This window comes from Stenotrophomonas sp. HMSC10F07, from assembly GCF_001807895.1.
GTDB classification, from domain to species: Bacteria; Pseudomonadota; Gammaproteobacteria; order Xanthomonadales; family Xanthomonadaceae; genus Stenotrophomonas; species Stenotrophomonas sepilia.
On sequence record NZ_KV791429.1, the window covers coordinates 26,245 to 47,592 of the forward strand.

The window sequence follows — 21,348 nt, forward strand, 5'->3', positions numbered from 1 at the left end:
GATCAGGTCTGCTTGCGCCGGATCGGAATCGCCGAAACCGGCACTGAGGCCACGTCATGCCCGCCTTCGCGGATCGGTGCGCCCGGGTCCGGTGCCCAGGCATGGGCATAGATCACTTCCCAGCTGCTGGGCAGCTTGCCGTCGGCGCGCCGCATCGGTTCATACGCCGCTGCCGCCGCAGCGAAACGGCCACGCCCGGTCAGCGTGTGGCGGCGATCCACCCGCGCATTGGTCGCGCCCATCGCGCGCAGCTCGCGCATCAACGAGGGCAGGTCGTCGTAGGTCAGGGTGAACAGATCGCGGTCCAGCACCGGGTCGCGGAAGCCGGCCATCATCAGCGCATCGCCGAACTGGGCGATCTGCGCGAAGCGGCTCACGTGCGGGCGGTCATCGGCGGCCGCGAAGGCCTCGTTGAGTTCGATCAGGGTTTCCGGGCCGAAGGTGGAACACAGCAGCAGGCCACCGGGCTTGAGCACGCGACGGAAGCCTGCGAACACCGCCGGCAGATCGTCCACCCACTGCAGGCACAGGTTGCTGAAGATCACGTCCACGCTGTTGTCGGCCAGCGGCAGCGCGGCGGCGTCGCCGCACAGGCGCTGGAACGGCTTCCACCAGCCGGCCTGGCGCTTGGCCTGGTCCAGCATCGGCAGTGCCACATCCAGCGCGATCACCTGCGCCTTCGGCCAACGCTTCTTCATCAACGCGCTGGCGTGGCCGGTACCCGCGCCGATGTCCAGCACCACCTCGGGCTTGCGTGCCTCCAGGTAGTCCAACGATTCGATCAGCCGCGACTGCACCTCGCGCTGCAGGGCGGCGGCAGCGTCGTAACTGGTGGCGGCACGCGCGAATGCGCGGCGGACATGGCGGGCATCGAAGTGGGACGGCATTGCGAAAGTCTCTTAGAACGTACCGGGGTAGGCGCCGCCGTCGATCAGCAGGTTCTGCCCGGTGAGGTAACCGGTGTGTGCGCTGCACAGGAAGGCGCAGGCGGCGCCGAACTCGTCCGCCGTGCCGAAGCGGCCGGCGGGAATCTGCTGGCGGCGGCGTTCGGCCACTTCGCCGGCATCGCCGTCCTTGCCCGCAGTGTGGGCGAAGTTGGCGCGCAGCCGGTCGGTGTCGAACTGGCCGGGCAGCAGGTTGTTGATCGTGACGTTGTGCGCGACGGTGCGGCGCGACAGGCCGGCGACGAAACCGGTCAGGCCGCTGCGTGCACCGTTGGACAGTGCCAGGATGTCGATCGGCGCTTTCACCGCCGACGAGGTGATGTTGACGATGCGACCGAAGCCACGCGCAATCATCGCGTCCACGGTGGCGCGGATCAGCGCGATCGGCGCCAGCATGTTGGCGTCGAGCGCGGCGATCCAGTCGTCGCGCTCGAAAGTGCGGAAGTCGCCTGGCGGCGGGCCACCGGCATTGGTGACCAGGATGTCCACCTGCGGGCACGCGGCCAGCGCCGCGGCACGACCGGCGTCGGTGGTGACGTCGGCGGCGACCGCGCGCACCTCAGCGGCACCGGGCAGTGCACGCAGCTCTTCGGCAGCGACCTGCAGTGCAGCCTCGCCACGGGCCACGATCACCACGTTGACGCCCTCGCGCACCAGCGCACGCGCGCAGCCCAGGCCCAAGCCCTTGCTTGCGCCGCAGACCAGTGCCCAGCGGCCGTTGATACCCAGATCCATGCGTCAATCCCGTGGAATGAGGAAGGCGCTCATTGTCCGCCATCGGCCGGTGACAGGCCGGCAACGAAGTGTTGCAGGGCGCTGGCCACCTCGTCGGCATGGCCGAGGAAGGGTGCGTGGCCGCCATGGGCGATGGTCAGCGCCTGCGCACCCGGGGCCAATGCCGCAGCGGCCTGCATCGCCGCCGGAGACACCAGCCGGTCGCGCTGGCCGGCGATCCACAGGCTGGGTTTGCCCAGTGTTGGCAATGCGCCGCGCAGGTCGGTGCTTTCCAGCAGGCGCAGGCCTTCCAGCAGGGCCCGTTCGGTGGGCGCGCCGCGCTCAACCAGGCGTTGGCGCAGCGTGCGCAGCTCCTCGCGGGCGTGCGCCGAGCCCATCACATCCAGCGCCAGGAAGCGTTCCAGGGTGCCACCGAAATCGGTCGCCAGCTCGCGCCCGAACTGCTCGAACACCGCCGGCTCCACCGCATGCGGCCAGTCGTCGCCGCGCACGAAGCGCGGCGTGGCCGCGATCATCGCCAGCCCGCGCACTTTCGGAAGCGTTGCGGCGGCGTGCAGTGCGAACAGGCCGCCCAGTGACCAGCCGCACCACACCGCCGGCGGCGTGGCCGCGGCAATGGCGTTCACCACGAACGGCAGGCGCAACGGCGTGGTGTCTTCGCGGCTGTGGCCATGGCCCGGCAGATCAACCAGATGCAGGGTGAACCGGTCGGCCAGGCGCTGCACCAAGGGTGCGAACACACCGCCCTGCAGGGCCCAGCCATGGATCAGTACCAGGTCCGGCCCCTGGCCGGTGACGTCGATATGCATGGGAAAACGACAGCAGGCTCAGGCAAAGACAGGCAATGGCGGTGGCGCGGCGTCACGCACCGCCAGATCCACGCGATCGCGCGCGCTGGCGATCGCGTCCACCAGGCCACGCACCTGTTCCGGCGTGTGCAGGGCGGACAGGGTCACACGCAGGCGCGCCTTGCCTTCGGGCACCGTGGGCGGACGGATCGCGCCGACCAGCCAACCAGCCTGCTCCAGTGCCTTGGACATCGCCACGGCGCGGTGATCGTCACCACACAGCAGCGGCTGGATCGGCGTTTCCGAAGCCATCAGGTCCAGGCCATGGCGGCGTGCCTCGCTGCGGAACAGCGCGATCAGGTCGGTCAGTTTCGAGCGGCGCCAGTTGTCACGGCGTGCCAGGCGCACCGCTTCCAGTGCAGCGGCGGCCAGCGGTGGCGGCATCGCCGTGGTGTAGATGTAGGGGCGTGCGGTTTCAGCCAGGTGCTCGACCAGATCGTCGCGGCCCAGCACCAGCGCGCCGGAACCGCCCAGTGCCTTGCCCAGCGTGACCAGCTGCAGCGGCACATCGTCCACGCCCAGCCCGGCGGCGGCCACGGCACCACGGCCGTCACCGACCACACCTACGCCGTGCGCATCGTCCACATAGAACAGCGCCTGCTGCAGGCGTGCCACAAGCGACAATGCACGCAGCGGTGCGATGTCGCCATCCATGCTGAAGACACCATCGGTGGCCAGCATCGCCGCGCCGTCGGGCGCGTGCTTGAGCTGGCGCATCGCGCCTTCGGCATCAAGGTGCGGATAACGGCGCAGGCGCGCACCGGCCAGCCGCGTCGCATCCAAGAGGCTGGCGTGGTTGAGCTTGTCCTGCACGCAGACATCACTCTCTTCGCTCAGCAGTGCCTGCTGCACGGCCAGGTTGGCGGCGAAGCCACTACCGAACAGCAGCGCGCGCGGGTAGCCCAGCCACTCCGCCACTTCGCGCTCCAGCGCGTCATGCAGGGCGTGGTGGCCGCAGACCAGATGCGATGCACCGGCGCCGGTGCCTTCGCGTGCGGCGGCATCCTGCAGCGCGTTGACCACGCTGAACTGCTGGGCCAGGCCCAGATAATCATTGCTGCAGAAGCCGGTCAGCCACTGGCCGTCCACTTCCAGGCGGACGCCATCACGACGGTTGACCGTGCGCCGCGTGCGGCGACGGCCTTGGGCATCGCGCAGGGCGCGCTGGGCGTGGAGGCGGGCGGTCAGGTCGGGGCGGGCCATGGCGGCTGAATGCGGCGACGGGGCGGCTAGGGTAGCGCGTTGCCGCGACGCCTGCTTGTACCCCGTCTCAGGCCGCGTGAGCGCAGCCGCAGCCGGGCGCATCGGCGCTGATGTCGGCGTGCACTGTACCGCCGTGATCGTGGCCCTCGGCATCCACCTGCACCGCCATCGGTTGCAGTCCCAGCCGGGCGAACAGGGCCAGGTCGCGCTCACTCTCCGGGTTGCCGGTGGTCAGCAGCTTGTCGCCGTAGAAGATCGAATTGGCACCGGCCAGGAAGCACAGCGCCTGCAGTTCGTCACTCATGGCTTCGCGCCCGGCCGACAGCCGCACCATCGAGCGCGGCATGGCGATGCGTGCCACCGCGATCATGCGCACGAATTCGAACGGGTCCAGCTCCGCGCTGCCATGCAGCGGGGTGCCCGCCACCTGCACCAGCCTGTTGATCGGCACCGAATCGGGATGCGCCGGCAGCGTGGCCAGCGCCAGCAGCAGGCCAACGCGCTGCGCGCGCGTCTCGCCCATGCCGACAATGCCGCCGCAGCAGGTCTTCAGGCCGGCCTCGCGCACGTGCTCCAGCGTGTCCAGGCGGTCCTGGTACTGGCGCGTGTGGATGATCGAATCGTAGTAGTCCGGTGCGGTGTCGAGGTTGTGGTTGTAGTAGTCCAGGCCGGCGTCCTTCAGCGCGCGTGCCTGTTCGCCACTGAGCATGCCCAGCGTGGCGCAGGTCTCCAGGCCCAGCGCCTTCACCCCGGCGATCATCGCCGCTACCTTCGGGATGTCGCGGTCCTTCGGTGATCGCCACGCGGCACCCATGCAGAAACGCGACGCACCGGCGGCCTTGGCCTGGCGGGCCTTGGCCAGCACCGCATCGGTGTCCATCAGCTTCTGCGCGTTCACCCCGGTGCTGTAGCGCTGCGCCTGAGGGCAGTACGCGCAGTCTTCCGGGCAGCCTCCGGTCTTCACCGACAGCAGCGTGGAGACCTGCACCTGCGCCGGGTCGAAGTGCTCACGGTGGACCGCCGCGGCGCGGAACAGCAGCTCGGGCAACGGCAGGTCGAACAGGGCCTGCAGTTCGTCGTGTTGCCAGTCGTGGCGGATGGCAGCAGCCATGGCGGACCTTGGGTACGAGTGGAGCGAGGGCGGCAGTGTGGGTGGGTTGGTGAAGGCTGTCAACTAACTGGTAATTAATTCGGTTTACAGAAATCGACTGCCAGAAATGCGCGCTACGGTGTAAGTTCATTGCCGCATACGGACTCGCGAGCACGTGCCATGGACAGCTACCAGCCCTACCCGATCCGCCGCCATGCGGTGCTGTGCAGCCTGGCCGAACTGCCTGACGGCGGCCTGCGCGTGGTGATGGATGATCTGCGCCAGGCCGAAGCGCCGGGGCAGTGGAAGAATCACACCTTCGTGACCTTCAAGGACTACGCGGCGGGGGAGCTCGATCCGGCGATGCTGCCGAAGGAGGAACTTGAAGCATTCGGTCACTATGTCTTGGTTCGCTTGTTGGCGATAAACGGTTGCCTGCGTGATACGGACGAAGGTCCTGACAGCGATGTCCCTCTCACCGACCAGTAGCGGCAAAGCACCGCCGCGCTGACCGATGAAGGCATCGCCCGGATCGATGCGCAACTGCGTTTCCACTGCGATGGACAGTTCCGAACATCGCCTGCATCGTGGGGAACGCGATGTCGCTGGACCCGCAGCGCCACCCCGGCATTGCCGATGTCTTCTACGCCCAGCGTGTGCGCGAACGGGTTGCGCGCGGTGTACTGGAAGCGCGGGGTGAAAAAGCGCCGGTGGCGGGAGCGCCTGCGCGTCCAGCGATGTACGCACGGGGCAGGCAGTCGGGACGACCCGTATCGGGGCATTTCACCGCATCCTGCAAGGCCTTCGGCCACAGTGACCGCTGTCCACCTGCTCCCGCTGCGTCCACACTGCCTCGCATGACCGATCTCCATCGCCTTCGCGGCCGCATCACCGCGCTGGTCCCAAGCGAGGCCTGGCGCCGCCGTGCCGCGCTCTGGGGCGGGGCTGTGGCCGTAGCGCTGGTGGCCATCCTGTTTGCCAAGGCCAGCGACGCGGCCTTCCATCTGTTCCAGCGCATCACCGCGCACTCGCCGTGGTGGGCCCTGCTGCTCACGCCCGGCATCTTCGCGTTGCTGGCCTGGCTGACCAGTGGCGTGCTGAAACCCACGCGGGGCAGCGGCATTCCGCAGGTCATCGCTGCGTTGGACAAGCCCGATGAGCCGTTCCGGAAAACCAACCTTTCCCCAGCGGTTTCGGCCGGCAAGCTGTTGCTGACCTCGCTGTCCCTGCTCGGTGGCGCGTCCGTTGGTCGCGAGGGCCCGACCGTGCATGTGGGTGCCAGCCTGATGTACCTGTTCGGCCGCTGGTTCGGCTTCAAGGATCCGCGCGAACTCTCGCACTTCCTGCTGGCGGGTGGTGCAGCGGGCATCGCCGCGGCATTCAATACACCGCTGGCCGGCATCGTGTTCGCCATCGAGGAGCTCAGTGGCCGTTTCGAACATCGCTTCTCCGGCACCCTGTTGACCGCAGTGATCGTCGGCGGCGTGGTATCGCTCGGTCTGTTGGGCAACTACACCTACTTCGGCCATGTGAGCGCGCGCCTGCCGCTCGGCCAGGGCTGGCTGGCGATCCTGCTGTGCGGCGTAGTGGCCGGATTGCTGGGCGGATTGTTCGCGCGCGCGGTGCTGGCCAGTGCGGCGGGCCGCCCCCGTTGGCTCGGGCAACTACGGCAGCGGCATCCCGTGTTGCTGGCCGCAGGCTGCGGGCTTGTGGTGGTGCTGCTGGCCCTGGCGTTCGGAGAAGGCGCATTCGGCACCGGCTACGAACAGGCGCGCAGCCTGGTGCAGGGGCAGGCGATGGTGGGCCACGAGTTCGGTCTGATGAAGCTGCTGGCGAATCTGGCGTCCTACGTGGCGGGCATCCCCGGCGGCCTGTTCTCGCCGGCGCTGGCGGTCGGTGCCGGCCTTGGCCACAACCTGGCCGTACTGATGCCGGGCGTGGACCCGCGTGCGTTCGTGCTGCTGGGCATGTGCGCCTACCTGACCGGCGTCACCCAGGCCCCGCTGACCTCGGCGGTGATCTCGCTGGAGCTGACCGACAGTGGTGATCTGCTGCTGCCGATCCTGGCCACGGTGCTGATCGCACGCGGCGTGTCCGGGCTGGTGTGCCGCGTGCCGATCTACCGTGGGTTGGCGGAGCTGTTGATGGTGCCGAAAGCAGAGCCAGCTGATAGACCTCACTGATTACCTTGATCAACAGGACCAATCATCTCGAATCTTCACTCCAGCAGTGAAGCTGATTCCGCGCTGCACCGTCTACCCCATGCGCGGCGCGGCGCTGAAGATGCATCGACACCGGGGCTGCACCCGGACCCGCATCGAGAGCACCATGATCAACTGCCGTATCCGCAGCCTGGCGGCTGCCGTCCTGGCCCTGGCCAGTTCCCCCGCGCTGGCGATGTCCGGCGCGCCCATGCTGCCCAGCGAGCGCAGCATCGGTACCCTCGAACCGGTGGCGCGTTTCGAAGGTGCCATGCCCACCAGCGTGGCGGTATCAGAAACCGGGCGCATCTTCGTCAACTTCCCGCGCTGGGGCGATGACGTGAGCTACAGCGTGGCCGAATGGCGCGACGGCCGCGCCGTTCCCTATCCGGATGCGCGCATCAACAGCGCGGACGGAGCCGACCCGGCTGCACACTTCATCAGCGTGCAGAGCGTGGTGGCCGATCGCCAAGGCCGGCTTTGGGTGTTGGACACTGCAGCGCCCGGATTCTCCGCACCGCAGGCCGGTGGCGCCAAGCTGGTGGCGATCGATCTGGCTACCAATACCGTGGCCAGGACACTGGTGTTCCCGGCCAACGTCATCGACGCGCGCACCTACGTCAACGATGTGCGCTTCGACTTCCGGGTCGGCCGCGAGGGCGTGGCCTACGTGACCGACTCGTCGCTGAGCGGTATCGGCGGCATCATCGTGATCGACCTCGCTACCGGTAGCGCCACCAAGCGCCTGATCGGGCATGTGTCCACGTCAGCCGACCCGACCTTCGTGCCGATCGTGGAAGGGCAGCAGATGCGACTGCGCAACGCCGATGGTTCGTCGGCGCCGTTCACCGTGGCCGCCGATGGCATCGCCCTGTCGCCCGATGGCGGCACCCTGTTCTACACGCCCTTGTCCAGCCGTCATCTGTACAGCGTGCCGACCGCGCTGCTGCGCGACCCGGAGGTGAGTGAAGCGGAACTGGCGGCGGCGGTGGTCGACCTGGGCGACAAGGGCGCCTCCGATGGCATGGAGATGGACGCCAACGGGCGGCTGTATGCCAGCGACTACGAGCACAACGCCATCCATGCCCGCGACGCGCAGGGGCGATGGACGACGGTGGTGCACGACCCGCGCATCCTGTGGCCGGATACGCTGTCGATGGGGCCGGACGGCTATCTGTACTTCACCGCCAACCAGCTGCACCGCCAAGCCGGATTCAATGGCGGCGTTGATCGGCGGCAGGCGCCGTACATGGTGTACCGCACGCGGGTGGATGCCGCGCCGGCGCCCACGAGATGAAGTGATCCGTAAACGGGTAAGGATGCCTACGGGTTGAAGGGCGAGCGTCTGATGGCCCCAGGGCCGGGGTGCGATCACGCTGTAGTGCATGCCGGTCCTGTTCAAGTCCACTCGCCTCCTGCAGGCGGCGCTTCGCGTGCTGCTGCCACTGCGCTGCCTGGTATGCGGCGATCCGGGCGATGATGATCTCGACCTGTGCCGCGCCTGCCTCGCCGGACTCCCCTGGGCCGGCCGCGCCTGCCTGCGTTGCGCGCTGCCGTTGCCGGACGCCGCCCTGATCGTCTGCGGCAGCTGCCGCGAGGAAGCGCCACCGCAGACGGCCACCCATGCCAGCCTGTTGTACCTGCCGCCAGTGGACCAGCTGCTGGTGCGCTACAAGTTCCATCAGGACCTGGCGGCTGGCCGCCTGCTGGCGCAGTTGATGCAGCGGGCACCGCCCGCCTGGTCATGCCCACCACTGGTGCCGGTGCCGCTGCACCGCCGCCGCCTGCGCCAGCGTGGCTACAACCAGGCCGCCGAGCTGTGCCGGCTGCTGCCGTTGCCGGTCTGGCATGGGCTGTACCGGCGGCGGCATACGGCGCCACAGTCCGAACGCACGGCCGAACAGCGCCGGGAGAACCTGTTCGATGCGTTCGATGTGCGTGGTCCGGTGCCACCCCGATTGACCGTGGTTGACGACGTGATGACCACCGGCAGTACGGTGATGGAGATTGCCGAAACGCTGCGCTGCGTGGGCGCTGAAGAGGTGCGGGTATGGGTGTGCGCGCGGGTACCGTGATCGCTGTCTTCATCGCCGGGGGCTAGGATGTGGCCGGTACTGGACTGAAGGAGTGGCCATGAATTCCCCCTTGTCTCCCTTGTTGTCGGCGGTGGGTCGCAGCTGGTGGATCCTGCTGCTGTATGGGCTGGTTGCGCTGGGCTTCGGCATCATCGCCATCGGCTGGCCGCTGTCCGCCGCCATGGCATTGGCGTGGACGCTGGGCGTGATGGCCATCGTTGAAGGCGTCATCAGCCTGTTCGCACTGGTCAGCGGCGGCAGCGGCGCGTCGCGTGGCTGGCTGGCACTGTATGCCATCGCCTCGCTGGGTTTCGGCATCCTGGCGGTGATCAATCCGCTGGCCACCGCCAGCGTGCTGGTGCTGTTCCTGGCGGCGTGGCTGCTGGTGGCAGGCATCTATCGCATCGTGTTCGCGATCCGCGTGCGCAAGCAGATCCAGGGTGAGTGGCTGCTGATTCTCAGCGGCGTGCTGGCGGTGGTGCTGGGCCTGCTGTTCGCGGCCAACCCGTACGCGGGCGTGGCGGTGACCACGCTGTGGATCGGCATTGGCAGCCTGCTGTACGGCCTGCTGCAGGTGCTGGTGGCGTTCAAGCTGCGGAAGCTGAAGTGAGAACGGCGCTTGCGTTGTTGCTGGGCGCGGCACTGGCCATGGCCGGATGCACGCCAGGTGCCACGCCCGCGGTGCAGGCGGTCGAGGGACATGTACCGCGCGCGGGTGTGGATGTACGCCTGAGCGCGGTCGATGCGGACGGCAAGGGCAGGCAGGTGCAGTGGCAGGGCGAAACCCTGGCCCTGCACGAGCCACCGATCGCCGGCAGCGCCGACATTGCCGATGTGCGCTACGTGCTGGATCAGGACAAGCAACCTGGCCTGCAGATCCGCTTTCGACACGAAGCGCACCAGCGCATCCACGATGGCACGGAAGCACTGGTGGGCCAGCGAGCGGCAATCAGCGTGGATGGCCGCGTGTTGATGGTGGCGACGGTGCAGGGCCCGTTCGGGGAGTCGATGATGCTGAGCGGGCTGCCGAGCATCGCCGAGGCGCAGGCGTTGGCGAAGCACATCACCGGTCAGTGACGGGCGCGCCAACATCCGCGCGCTACGCGGAGGTCGACCAAGGTCGACCGCTACCGGGCGAACCGTGCCTCGATCTCCTCCAGTGACTTGCCCTTGGTCTCCGGCAGCCAGAATGCGGCTACCAGGAAAAATACGAAGGTGCAGGCCGCCCAGAACACGAACATGCTGGCGTAGCCGTAGTGGCCCACCGTGGGCAGGAAGATGGCGGCGATGGTGGTCGACACGAACTGGTTGATCAGCAGTGCGATGCTCATGCCGTTGGAGCGGATGCGGTTCGGCATCAGTTCCGACAGTGCCAGCCACACGCACACGCCGGGACCGACCGCGAAGAACGCGACGAATACCAGGATGCAGGCGGCCACCGCCCAGCCATGTGCAGGCGGCGGCACCGGGCCGATGCGGGCCTGTTCGACGCGCAGCGGCGCCTGCGCGGCACTGGCGGGGTCGGCGAACGGGTTCAGATGCAACTTGCGGAAGAATGCGCCGATCACGCTGTCTGGCTGTACGGTGCCGGTGCGGTCGATACGCAGTTCGCGATCAATCAGGTTGTCGCTGCGCACGGCGCGCACATTGGTGAAGTCGCCGTAGGCGTACGACACGGTCAGCTGCAGCGGCCGGCCCTCGCTGTCGATGCCAGCACCGAGGCGCTCCCACTGGGCTTCATCCAGCACCAGCTGCAGGCCATCGCCGTTGACCGCCGCCTGCAACTGCGGCTGCACATCAGCGCGACCGCGCTCGGCCTGGAAGAACAGCGTGGCCGCTGCCAGCAGGGCCACGCAGATACCACCGCTGCCGAGCATCAGCAGGAACTTGCGGCCCTTGCGGTCGACCAGCAGCAACGCGACCACGGTCATCACCGCATTGAGCAGCTTGATCGCCACGTCGGCGCCGTTGGCCACTGAACCGGACAGGCCGGCCTGGTTGAGGATGTTCACCGCGTAGGCCAGTACCGAGTTGATGCCGGTGGCCTGGGTGCAGGCCAGCACGACGCAGGCGAGCAGGAACGGCACCACGTAGCGGCGGCTGAGCAGCGGGTCGCGCTTGCTGTCGCTGCTGCTCGATTCCGGCGCCTGGATCTGCGCAAGGGTGGGCTCCACATCGGCAGCAGGCAGAACGCGCTGCAAGCTGCGGCGGGCATCGTTGACACGGCCCCGGCGCACCAGCCAGCGCGGCGATTCGGACAGCCAGAAGATGCCGGCGCAGAACAGCAGGCCCGGCGCCAGGCAGCTCCAGAAGATGGTGCGCCAGGCGTGGTCCTTCACCGTGAACAGCTCCTGCGCCTGCTGTGCCAGCGGCAGCGAGCGCACGGCCTCGGCGGCGGCATCCACCGCATGTGCGTGGTACAGCCCGATCAGCGCGGCCAACACCAGGCCAATGGTCAGCAGCAGCTGGAACATCGCCGCACCCCGGCCACGTCGCTCGGGGCTGAGGACTTCGGCCAGGTACAGCGGTACCACCACGCCGATCAGGCCACCGCTGACGCCCTGCAGCAGGCGGCCCAGCAGCAGGGGTGTATAGCCCGAGGCCAACGCCATGATCGGAATCGAGGCGGTGAACAGCAGGCCGGCCAGCAGCATCGCGCCGCGGCGGCCGATCAGGTCGGCGATCATGCCGGCGAACAGCGAGGACAGCACGCTGCCCAGCAGTACCGCGGCCACCACGAAGCCAAGCTGCTGGCTGCTGAGCTGCCAGGCGTGGCTGGCGGTGGCTTCAAGATAGGGCAGGGCGCCGGCGATGATGCCGATGTCGATGCCGTACAGCAGGCCACCGAGGCCGCCGATGAAGAGCAGGTAACGTACGGGCCAGCGCGGAGCGGTGGAAGCGGGTACGGCGGGTGCGGTGGCTGCGGTCATCGGCGTATTCCTGGAATAACGGGGATGGTGCGGGGCTGGGGCATTGCGCTTGCGCGCTTCATGTAGAGCCGAGCCATGCTCGGCTTGCCGCGCGAAGCGCGGCGCGGACATCGTCGATGCTGATGCGAAAAGCAGCCGAGCACGGCTATGCCGATCGTCCTGATCGGCACCCTCCGGGCCGTCGCAAGCGACGTTGGCAATGGCTCCTGCCATTGCCTTCGGCTCTACAGACGCGCGTCGCCTAGTGCAGGTCGATCACCCGGCCACCAACCACCACCTGCCGCAGGCGCAGTTCGGTGTCCAGTACCACCAGGTCGGCACGGGCGTCGGGCGCGATGCGGCCGCGATCGCCCAGGCCCAGATAGTCGGCCGGGAAGGTGGAAACGCGCTGCGAGGCATCGGCCAGCTCCAGGCCCACGCGCACCAGGTTGCGCAGTGCCTGGTCCATGGTCAGGGCGCTGCCGGCCAGTGAACCGGTCGCCAGGCGCACGCAGCCGCCGCACTTGTGCACCCGCTGCTCGCCCAGCGCGTACTCGCCGTCGGGCATGCCGGTGGCGGCCGTCGCGTCGGTCACCGCATACAGGCGCGGGATCGCGCGCGCGGCCAGGCGGATCACGCCGGGATGGATGTGCTGCAGGTCGGGAATGATCTCGGCGTACTGTGCATGCGCCAGCGCCGCTGCGGCGATGCCGGGTCGGTAATGGTCGACACCGGTCATGCCATTGAACAGATGGGTGAAGCCGGAGGCGCCGGCCTGCAGCGCGGCTACGCCTTCCTCGTAGGTGCCGGCGCTGTGGCCGAGCTGCACGCGGATGCCCATCGCCGAAAGCGCGGGAATCAGTGCGGTGTGATCGCCGATTTCCGGTGCCAGCGTCATCACCCGGATCGGCGCCAGTGCGTGCAGTTGCTGCACCAGCGCCAGCGTCGCCTCGATCGTACGGTTGGGCTGTGCACCGAGCCGCTGCGGGCTGATGAACGGTCCTTCCAGATGCACGCCGACGATGCTGGCGGCGTCGGCATCGGGCGCCGCCATCGTCGCAGCCACGCCCTGCAGCGCGTGCTCGATCTCATCCAGGCCGGCGGTCATGGTGGTTGCCAGCAGCGTGGTGGTACCGAAGCGCAGATGGGTGCGCGCGATGGTGCGCGCCACGTCGCCGCCCTGCATCAGGTCCACCCCGGCCGCGCCGTGCACATGCAGGTCGATGAAGCCGGGCAGGATGACCGGCAGCTGCAGGTCGTCAGCACCACTGTGGTCATCCACCTGCAGCTGGCGCACATGTGAATCGAAGTGTACCTGGCCACGCCGCCAGCCCAGCGGGGTGAGGATGCGGCCATGCAGGGAACGGATGTCGGTCATGCGGGAGGCTCGGCAATGATCACTTCGATACCCAGCCGCTGCAGCCCTTCGCGGGTTGCCTCGTCGATGCCGGCGTCGGTGATGATGGCGTGGATCTGGTCGAGGCGGGCGATGCGGTGCAGGCTGACACGGCCGAACTTGGAGGCGTCGGTCAGCACCACGATGCGGCGCGCGCGCTCGACCATGCGGTGGTTGAGGCGGGCTTCGGCCTCGTCGTGGGTGGTCAGGCCGAACTGCAGGTCCAGGCCATCCACGCCAAGGAACAGGGTATCGAAGCTGTACGAGTTGAGGCTGGCCTCGGCCTGGCTGCCCTGCAGCGACAGCGACTGCTGGCGCAGCAGACCACCGGTCAGCAGCACGGTGATGCCCGCGGCATTGGCCAGTTCCCAGGCGATGTTCAGGCCATTGGTCATCACCGTCACGTCGCGATGCGCGCGCAGGTGGCGAGCCAGCGTCATCGTGGTCGAGCCGGAATCGATGATGATGTTGTCGCCCGGCTGCACCAGGCGCGCAGCGCGCGCACCGATCGATTCCTTCAACGGCAGGTTCAGCGCGTCCTTCTCATGGATGTCCTGTTCCTGCGGCGGCGTGCGCACCAGGGTGGCGCCGCCGTGGGTGCGGTTGGCCAGGCCCTGCGACTCGAAGTGGGTCAGGTCGGCACGGATGGTCACCGCCGACACGCCGAAACGCTCGACCAGATCGGCCACCTGCACCGAGCCGTGCTCGATCAGCAGCTGCAGGATCTGTTGCCGGCGGGAGCGGGTGTTGCGCATGGCCATTCTCGGTTTCGCGGGGAAAGGTAGAGATTAGCCGTTCGCAGCAACTGCGGCAGCCGAACGTGCGTTCTGCGTGCGGGTTCCGGCCTGGTTGGCGCCGCAGGCGCGCGCGTACTCGCCCAGGCACAGGCCGATGCGGTGCTGCACCAGCGCGGTGGGGGTGTTGGCCAGCGTGCCCTCACGCACGGCGCGGTACTGCTCCGGCAGGTACTGGCTGAGCAGCACCAGTGGCGGCGCGTGCTGTTCCAGGTTGGCGAACAGGGTCTGCACCGCCTGCACCAGCGCGGGCTCGCCCCAGTAGTAACGGCAGCGGTCACTGAAGGAGTAGCTGCGCAGCAGGCGCAGCGCCGTGTCATCGCCCTGGTAGTAGGACTGCCAGTACTTCGGCTGCGCCACCATCACCTCGTCCAGCACCTGCGGCAGGCGCGAGCACTGTGCCGCCGGCAGCAGTTCGGCCTCGATCGCGGCCAGCGCGAACAGCGCTTCGCGGTAGGCGAAGGTGGCCGCGGGCCCGACCTTGAGGATGGCGAAGTGGTCGCGCACCAGCGCGTGCAGGCCGCTCTCGCGCTGGTAGTCGGTGGAGTGCGCTTCGAACACGATGCGTGGCTGCTGTTCGAGGAAATCGGCCAGCGTACTGGCAGCGGCGGCGTCGTACTCGTGCACGCTGCTGTGGTCGAAGTCCACGCCCGGCTGCACCACCATCGCGATCACACGCTGCCACGCATCGCGCAGCTGCGGGGTATCGAAGGCCTGCCGGTGGATGGCCAGGGTCTGCGCGGCGGCGGCCGGCGTGGTCACCTGCAGGCCTTCGGCCAGCGAGGCTTCGCCTCCGGGAATCGGCACTTCGGTACCGATCACGTAGACCGGCGGCGGCAGGCCATGTTCGGCGGCGGTGCGTTCGGCGATTTCGGCCAGCTCGGCCGAGCGCGCAGCGACGATGGCATCGGGCAGCGGCACCGGATCATCGGCGCAGGACATGCTGCAATCCAGATGGATCTTGTGGAAACCGGCGGCGACGTAGGCTTCGATCAGCACGCGCGCGTGGGTCATCGCTTCGGCCGCCGGGCGCTTCTGCCAGGCATTCGGGCCGAGGTGGTCGCCGCCCAGCATCAGCCGCTCGCGCGGGAAGCCTTCTTCATCGGCCAGCGTGCCCACGTAGTCGCGGTACTGCGGCGGGGTCATGCCGGTGTAGCCGCCGAACTGGTCGACCTGGTTGGAGGTGGCCTCGATCAGCAGCACGGTGCCATGCGCCAGGGCGACGTGCATGGCCGCGCGCAGCACCTGCTCGTTGCTGCAACAGACGCTGTACAGGCCGACGTTGGCGCCGGCGCGGTGGGAAGCAAGCAGGGTCTGCAACGGGGACATGGTCAGGCTCCGGAGATCAGGAAAACGAGGGTTGGCAGGCGAGCAGGGCGGCACCACGTGCGCCACCGGCATCGCCGAACCGTGGCGGCACGATCGGCGGAACCTGCACGCCATTGAACAGATGGGTGGCGATGGCGGCCGGCAGCTGCTGGTACAGCGGCGCGTACTGCGAGAGTCCGCCGCCGAGCACGATCACGTGCGGGTCCAGTGCCAGCACCAGCGCGGCCAGGCTGTGTCCGAGCAGGTCACGATGGATGTCCAGCGCCTTGCGCGCGCGGGCATCGCCGGTTTCGGCCAGCGTGATCACCGCACTGGCGTCGACGGCGCTGCCTCCGAGGTGGCGTTCGATCATGGCCAATCCGCTGCCGGACACATAGCGCTCCACGCAGCCCTGCAGGCCGCAGCCGCAGTCCAGCAGCGGCAGGCCATGGCGCTGCAGCAGATGGCCGGGCACGCTCCAGTGGCCCCATTCGCCGGCCAGGCCGTTGAAGCCGGACAGCAGCCGGCCCTGCAGGCAGAAGCCACCGCCGGCACCGGTGCCGAGGATGGCGCCGAACATGCTGGGGTAGCCATCGGCGGCGCCGCCGTGCGCTTCCGACAGGGCAAAGCACTGCAGGTCATTGCCGAAATGCAGCGAGCGTTGCAGCCGCGCCTGCAGATCCTGCGCCACGCATTGGCCGGTCAGTGCGGGCACGTTCGCGCTGAGCTGGCGGCCGCTGCGGCGGTCACGCACGCCGGGCAGGGCAATGCCGATGGCCGCATCATTCCGGCCCAGCGCGGCGTCGGCCTCGGCCACCAGCGTCACCACGGCCTGCAGGAAACCATCGTAGTCGCCCTGCGGCGTGGCCACGCGGCGGCGCCAGGTGACCTGCATCGCCGCATCGCACGCCACCAGCTCGATCTTGGTGCCGCCGATGTCGATGCCATAGCAGGCGTGGGCGATCAGCTCAGCCATGGTGGATGGTGACGCCCTTGACGACGCGGTTGACGGTGCCGTCCGGGAACGGGTTGTCCGGGGTCAGTCCCAGCGCGGCCGAGCGCTGCAGCGCGAACAGCTGCGCGAAGCCCAGCCACACCGGTGCCAGCCACGGATCGTCCAGCGCCGGTACGGTGAGGGTGTAATCGTCATCGGCGCCGATGACCGAATGTGGACCGATCGCCAGCACCTGCCCGGCTACGCCATCGCGGCGCAGTTCGTCCAGCAGGTCCTGCTCGTAGCGGCGCGCGAGCGGCTGCACGCTGCGCAGCACCACCACCAGGGTGTTGCCATCCAGCGTCGACTTGGGGCCGTGACGGAAGCCCAGCGGCGTGTTGGCCAGCGCCAGAACGCGGCCAGCGGTCAGCTCCAGCACCTTCAGTGCACACTCGCGGGCCAGCGCTTCCAGCGGGCCGCTGCCAAGGTAGATCACGCGGTTGAACGGGCGCTGCGCAAGCGTTGCCACTGGTGCGTCCCACTGCGCCTGCCCTTCGCGGGCCAGCGCGGCGATCTGCTTCAGGCGCGCCACGCGCGCATCCCACGGCGAGCGATCAAACACCGTCAGTGCCGCCAGCAGCATGCAGGTCAGGCTGCTGGTCATGGCGAAGGCGCGGTCGCAGCTGGCCGACGGCATCAGCAGGGTGCACGTATCGCCACGGCCGGCGCCACGGCGGGCCAGTTCGCCATCGGCGTTGCAGGTGATGTCGAGGAAGCGCGCGTCGTCCACGTCGCTGCGCACGCGATCCACCGCTGCCACGCTTTCCGGGCTGGAGCCACTGCGGCCGAACGACACCAGCAGGGTCGGGCGGTCACGCTGCAGGTACAGCGCCGGGTGGGTCAGCAGGCTGGTGGTGTGCACCACGCGCACCTCGGCCGCCCACTGTGCGTTGATCGCGTCGGCCACCATCTCGGCGATGAAGCCGGAACTGCCGGCGCCGGTGAACAGCACGCGCTGGTTGGGATCGTTGAGGCTGTCGCCGAGGAAGGCCTGCAGGCGGTCGCGGGCACGCGACAGGTCCTGTGCGAGTGCTTCCCACAGCGCAGGCTGCTGGGCGATTTCGGTTGCGGTATCGGCTCCGCCAAGGCGCTGCCAGGCGGACACATCGGAAAGCAGGGTGACGTCCATTCGGAGGTTCCAGTTGGGCCAGCGCACCATCTGTGTTTTCTTTCGAAATGTCAAACATCGAAAGTAAAAAGAAAGAAAATGGCCGAGTGGCTTTCCCAGTCGCGGCATGACCAGGAAAACGAAAGGACGGCTCAAATGCCGTATCGCACAATGCTTAACAGGCGACTGCAAGCGCTTACACAAAGTATTGCGACGCAACAACTTTCGTTTCAATGGAATATATCTTCCTTTTTCCTTTCAATTTGTTGACATCTTTCGAATCGCTGCCCTAGAGTCGGCCCAATCGCTTTCGAAACGCCCGGTGAACGGGTTGGGAGTCCGCGTGGAAAACTGCGTACGTCGCTCGCCGCTGATGCTGGCCCTGTTGCCGGCCTTGATGCTGGCGTCCATGACGGCCAGGGCCGAGCCGGTCGGAAACCTGCGATCGGTCAGCGCCAGCGCCAGCCGCGATGGCGTGCAGGGCTGGGACCTGCAGACCGACAAGGGAGCGCGCATCCGCATTGAACTGCCGGCGACCGACATCATCCGCGTGCAGGCCGGCCGCAACGGCACGTTGACCGGCGCCGGCGACAAAGCCGCACCGATCGTGCTGCCGCAGCCCAAGGCGAACGTGCAGGCGCAGCTGGAAGAAGATGCGCAGGAAATCCGCGTGCGTACCGACGCACTGGTCCTGCATGTGCAGCGGCAACCGCTGCGCCTGCGCCTGGAACGCCTGGACAACGGCCAGCCCACCGCGCTGTGGCAGGAACTGCAGCCGCTGGACCTGGAGGCCACGCAGAGCGTGCAGGTGCTGTCCTCGCAGGCCGATGAGGGCTACTTCGGTGGCGGCCAGCAGAACGGCCGCTATCAGTTCAAGGGCCGCGAGCTGGAGGTGTCCTATTCCGGCGGCTGGGAAGAGGGCGACCGCCCCAGCCCGGCACCCATGCTGCTGAGCAGCCGTGGCTGGGGCATGCTGCGCAATACCTGGAGCGATGGCAGCTACGACCTGCGCCAGCCCGACCAGGCCACGCTGCTGCATCGCGAAGACCGCTTCGATGCCTACTACTTCGTCGGCGCGGACCTGCCCAAGCTGATCGAGCGTTACACCCAGCTGACCGGCCGCCCGAACATGGTGGCGCGCTGGGCGCTGTCCTATGGCGATGCCGACTGCTACAACGACGGCGACAACAGCAAGAAGCCCGGCACCGTGCCCGAAGGCTGGAGCGACGGCCCGACCGGCACCACGCCGGATGTGATCGACAGCGTGGCCAAGCAGTACCGCGCCCACGACATGCCCGGTGGCTGGATCCTGCCCAATGATGGCTACGGCTGCGGCTACAAGCAGTTGCCGGAAACGGTGAAGGGGCTCGCCGGCTACGGCTTCCGCACCGGCCTGTGGACCGAGAACGGCGTCGACAAGATCGCCTGGGAAGTCGGCAAGGCCGGCAGCCGCGTGCAGAAGCTGGACGTGGCCTGGACCGGCAAGGGCTACCAGTTCGCGATGGATGCCAACCGCCAGGCGTTCAACGGCATCCTCGACAACTCCGATTCGCGCCCGTTCCTGTGGACGGTGATGGGCTGGGCCGGTATCCAGCGCTACGCCGTAGCGTGGACCGGCGATCAGAGCAGCAGCTGGGATTACATCCGCTGGCACGTGCCGACCCTGGTCGGTTCGGGCCTGTCCGGCATGGCCTACGCCAGTGGCGACGTCGATGCAATCTTCGGCGGCAGCGCCGAGACCTTCACCCGCGACCTGCAGTGGAAGGCGTTCACCCCGGTGCTGATGGGCATGAGCGGCTGGTCGTCGAACGCGCGCAAGCACCCGTGGTGGTACGACGAGCCGTACCGCAGCATCAACCGCGATTACCTGAAGTTGAAGATGCGCCTGACCCCGTACATGTACGGGCTGGTGCACGAGGCCGCGCAGACCGGCGCACCGCCGGTGCGGGGCCTGATGTGGGACTACCCGCGCGACCCGCATGCGCAGGATGAGACCTACAAGTACCAGTTCCTGCTCGGCCGCGATCTGCTGGTGGCGCCGGTGTACCGCAGCCAGGCCGCCAGCCGTGGCTGGCGCCGCGACATCCACCTGCCGGCCGGCGGCTGGATCGACTACTGGGACGGCCGCCGCGTGCAGGCCGGTGCCGACGGCCGCCAGCTGGACCGCCAGGTGGACCTGGCCACGCTGCCGGTGTTCGTGCGCGCCGGTGCGATCCTGCCGATGTACCCGTCGATGCTGTTCGACGGCGAAAAGCCGCTCGATGAAGTGACCTTCGACCTGTACCCGCAGGGCGACTCGCAGTACACGTTGTACGAAGACGATGGCAACACGCGCCGCTACCAGCAGGGTGAGTCGAGCACGCAGGTAATCCGCGTGCAGGCGCCTGCACTGGGCAGTGGCCCGGTGCAGGTGCAGATCGATGCGGTGCAGGGCCAGTACAACGGCCAGCTGGCGCAGCGTCGTTATGGCCTGCGCGTGCTCAGCCGGCAGGCGCCACGTGCAGTGCAGGCCGGTGGCCGCGCGTTGCCAGCGCTGGCCGATGCGGCGGCGTTCAACGGTGCGGCTGAAGGCTGGTACTTCGATGCCAAGGAGCGCCGTGGCACGCTGCACGTGCGTACCGCTGTCCAGGACATCCGCCAGCCGCTGCAGCTGCAGCTGGACTTCGCGGCGGCCGCTGCGGCCGCCGACGATGCCTATCCGGCCGCGCCGGTACTCGGCCGCGAACTGCCCGCAGACAGCCTGCTGGTGGTCAACCGCCCGGCCGAGGAGCCCGGCCATGCGCTGGAGAACGCCTTCGATGACGATCCCAACACCTGGTTCCGCAGCGTGCGCAACCAGGCCGTGCGCACTGGCGCGCACGAGTGGGTGATCGGCTTCGGCGAGCGCAGGATGATCGATGGCATCGACATCGCACCGCGCAACGACAAGAACTGGAAGCACGGCCAGGTGCGCGATTACGAGGTGTACCTGGGCGACAGCAATGGCGAGTGGGGCGAGCCGATCGCCCGTGGCCGCCTGCAGCTGAAGGAAGGCGTGCAACGCATCGACTTCCCGGCCCATGCCGGCCGCCTGCTGCGCTTCCGCGTACTGAGCGTGCAGAACCCCGAAGGCGACGGCGCCAGCAGCACCGACCCGATGGTGACCGCCGCCCAGGGCAGCGCCCGCGCGTTCGATGCACTGCAGCCGCGCGACGTCGGCCCGATCGCACTCTCCACCTTCCACATCCTCGAACACCAGGAACCGGAGCGACCGGCCCGGCAGCGCTATCTCTCCGAGCTGCCGGTGCCGGCCGCGCTGGCCAGCCAGCTGCGTACCGACCAGTCCTTCCGTGGCGACGCCGGCATGCGCATGAACGGCCTGCAGTTCCGCCGTGGCCTGGGGGTCGGCGCCAACAGCCGCATCGACCTGCGCCTGCTGGGCGGCTGGCACCTGCTGCGTGCCGACCTCGGCATCGACGACGCCTGCCGCAACGCCGGCGGCCTGCAGTTCCAGGTATGGGGCGACAACCGCCTGCTGTACGACAGCGGCCTGGTGAAGGCGCCCGGCGTGGTCAAGCCGGAGCTGGACATCCGTGGCCTTTCCACCCTGAGCCTGCGCACGCTGGGTGCGCAGGGCAGCCAACCCGCCCAGGTCTGTGCCAACTGGGCCAACGCCGTACTGATCGGCCAGGAGGGCGACTCCGCCAGCATCGTCGCCCCATGACCCCCACGTAACACCGCTCCTCCCCCGCCCCATCCCGACT

18 protein-coding genes are annotated in these 21,348 nt (G+C 68.3%); 7 read left to right on the plus strand and 11 right to left on the minus strand.

Translation table 11 applies throughout. The features are described from left to right. Nucleotides 1–2: 2 nt before the first annotated feature. From bioC to bioB, 5 genes are all read right to left on the minus strand, one after another. The gene (gene bioC / locus HMPREF3114_RS15505) at nucleotides 3–887 is read right to left on the minus strand and encodes a malonyl-ACP O-methyltransferase BioC (protein ID WP_005420131.1); all 885 of its coding nucleotides are present in this window, start codon (nucleotides 885–887) and stop codon (nucleotides 3–5) included. A 12-nt stretch (nucleotides 888–899) separates the two neighbouring features. Further along, a complete protein-coding gene (locus HMPREF3114_RS15510; RefSeq protein ID WP_005420130.1) occupies nucleotides 900–1,679 on the minus strand; it encodes an SDR family oxidoreductase in 780 nt (259 codons plus the stop codon). Between the two features lie 29 nt (nucleotides 1,680–1,708). Next, entirely contained in the window at nucleotides 1,709–2,488 is a 780-nt protein-coding gene (bioH, locus tag HMPREF3114_RS15515; protein WP_053496815.1) for a pimeloyl-ACP methyl ester esterase BioH, read from the minus strand. Nucleotides 2,489–2,506: 18 nt separating this feature from the next. Next, nucleotides 2,507–3,730, minus strand: a complete 1,224-nt coding sequence (gene bioF, locus HMPREF3114_RS15520) for an 8-amino-7-oxononanoate synthase (protein ID WP_053496816.1) — start codon at nucleotides 3,728–3,730, stop codon at nucleotides 2,507–2,509. Between the two features lie 67 nt (nucleotides 3,731–3,797). After that, nucleotides 3,798–4,841 carry a biotin synthase BioB gene (gene bioB / locus HMPREF3114_RS15525; RefSeq protein WP_005420125.1) on the minus strand — a complete coding sequence of 348 codons (1,044 nt, stop codon included), beginning with the start codon at nucleotides 4,839–4,841 and terminating at the stop codon, nucleotides 3,798–3,800. Between the two features lie 159 nt (nucleotides 4,842–5,000). On the opposite strand from bioB, the gene HMPREF3114_RS15530 reads away from it, so the two are divergent. From HMPREF3114_RS15530 to HMPREF3114_RS15555, 6 genes are all read left to right on the plus strand, one after another. Beyond that, nucleotides 5,001–5,309, plus strand: coding sequence for a hypothetical protein (locus HMPREF3114_RS15530; RefSeq protein WP_053496817.1), 309 nt, complete (start codon nucleotides 5,001–5,003; stop codon nucleotides 5,307–5,309). 368 nt (nucleotides 5,310–5,677) lie between these two features. Next, nucleotides 5,678–7,003, plus strand: coding sequence for a chloride channel protein (locus tag HMPREF3114_RS15535; RefSeq protein ID WP_053496818.1), 1,326 nt, complete (start codon nucleotides 5,678–5,680; stop codon nucleotides 7,001–7,003). Nucleotides 7,004–7,148: 145 nt separating this feature from the next. After that, nucleotides 7,149–8,318 (plus strand): L-dopachrome tautomerase-related protein, encoded by a 1,170-nt coding sequence (locus tag HMPREF3114_RS15540; RefSeq protein WP_053496827.1) that lies wholly within the window; start codon nucleotides 7,149–7,151, stop codon nucleotides 8,316–8,318. An 88-nt stretch (nucleotides 8,319–8,406) separates the two neighbouring features. After that, entirely contained in the window at nucleotides 8,407–9,096 is a 690-nt protein-coding gene (locus HMPREF3114_RS15545; RefSeq protein ID WP_070489971.1) for a ComF family protein, read from the plus strand. 58 nt (nucleotides 9,097–9,154) lie between these two features. Then, nucleotides 9,155–9,706: an HdeD family acid-resistance protein gene (locus HMPREF3114_RS15550; protein ID WP_049400854.1), complete on the plus strand. Its 552-nt coding sequence runs from the start codon at nucleotides 9,155–9,157 to the stop codon at nucleotides 9,704–9,706. 38 nt (nucleotides 9,707–9,744) lie between these two features. Continuing rightward, nucleotides 9,745–10,173, plus strand: a complete 429-nt coding sequence (locus HMPREF3114_RS15555; protein WP_141750830.1) for a SecDF P1 head subdomain-containing protein — start codon at nucleotides 9,745–9,747, stop codon at nucleotides 10,171–10,173. 50 nt (nucleotides 10,174–10,223) lie between these two features. Here the strand turns inward: HMPREF3114_RS15555 and HMPREF3114_RS15560 are convergent, their stop codons facing one another. The 6 genes from HMPREF3114_RS15560 to HMPREF3114_RS15585 all read right to left on the minus strand — a co-directional run bounded on the left by HMPREF3114_RS15560 (nucleotide 10,224) and on the right by HMPREF3114_RS15585 (nucleotide 17,626). Then, a complete protein-coding gene (locus HMPREF3114_RS15560) occupies nucleotides 10,224–12,026 on the minus strand; it encodes an MFS transporter (RefSeq protein ID WP_053496821.1) in 1,803 nt (600 codons plus the stop codon). Between the two features lie 241 nt (nucleotides 12,027–12,267). Beyond that, on the minus strand, nucleotides 12,268–13,383 hold the full coding sequence (gene nagA / locus HMPREF3114_RS15565; RefSeq protein ID WP_053496822.1) for an N-acetylglucosamine-6-phosphate deacetylase: 1,116 nt from the start codon (nucleotides 13,381–13,383) through the stop codon (nucleotides 12,268–12,270). Beyond that, complete coding sequence (locus tag HMPREF3114_RS15570; RefSeq protein WP_005420109.1) at nucleotides 13,380–14,156, minus strand: DeoR family transcriptional regulator; 777 nt, start codon at nucleotides 14,154–14,156, stop codon at nucleotides 13,380–13,382. The genes nagA and HMPREF3114_RS15570 overlap by 4 nt, the downstream gene beginning before the upstream one ends. A gap of 33 nt (nucleotides 14,157–14,189) precedes the next feature. Continuing rightward, nucleotides 14,190–15,524, minus strand: a complete 1,335-nt coding sequence (locus HMPREF3114_RS15575; RefSeq protein WP_053496823.1) for a D-tagatose-bisphosphate aldolase, class II, non-catalytic subunit — start codon at nucleotides 15,522–15,524, stop codon at nucleotides 14,190–14,192. A gap of 16 nt (nucleotides 15,525–15,540) precedes the next feature. After that, nucleotides 15,541–16,479 (minus strand): ROK family protein, encoded by a 939-nt coding sequence (locus tag HMPREF3114_RS15580; RefSeq protein WP_053496824.1) that lies wholly within the window; start codon nucleotides 16,477–16,479, stop codon nucleotides 15,541–15,543. Further along, a complete protein-coding gene (locus HMPREF3114_RS15585; RefSeq protein ID WP_053496825.1) occupies nucleotides 16,472–17,626 on the minus strand; it encodes an SIS domain-containing protein in 1,155 nt (384 codons plus the stop codon). The genes HMPREF3114_RS15580 and HMPREF3114_RS15585 overlap by 8 nt, the downstream gene beginning before the upstream one ends. 322 nt (nucleotides 17,627–17,948) lie before the next feature. Between HMPREF3114_RS15585 and HMPREF3114_RS15590 the strand changes: the two genes are divergently transcribed. Next, nucleotides 17,949–21,308 (plus strand): TIM-barrel domain-containing protein, encoded by a 3,360-nt coding sequence (locus HMPREF3114_RS15590; protein WP_070489973.1) that lies wholly within the window; start codon nucleotides 17,949–17,951, stop codon nucleotides 21,306–21,308. Nucleotides 21,309–21,348 lie beyond the last annotated feature (40 nt).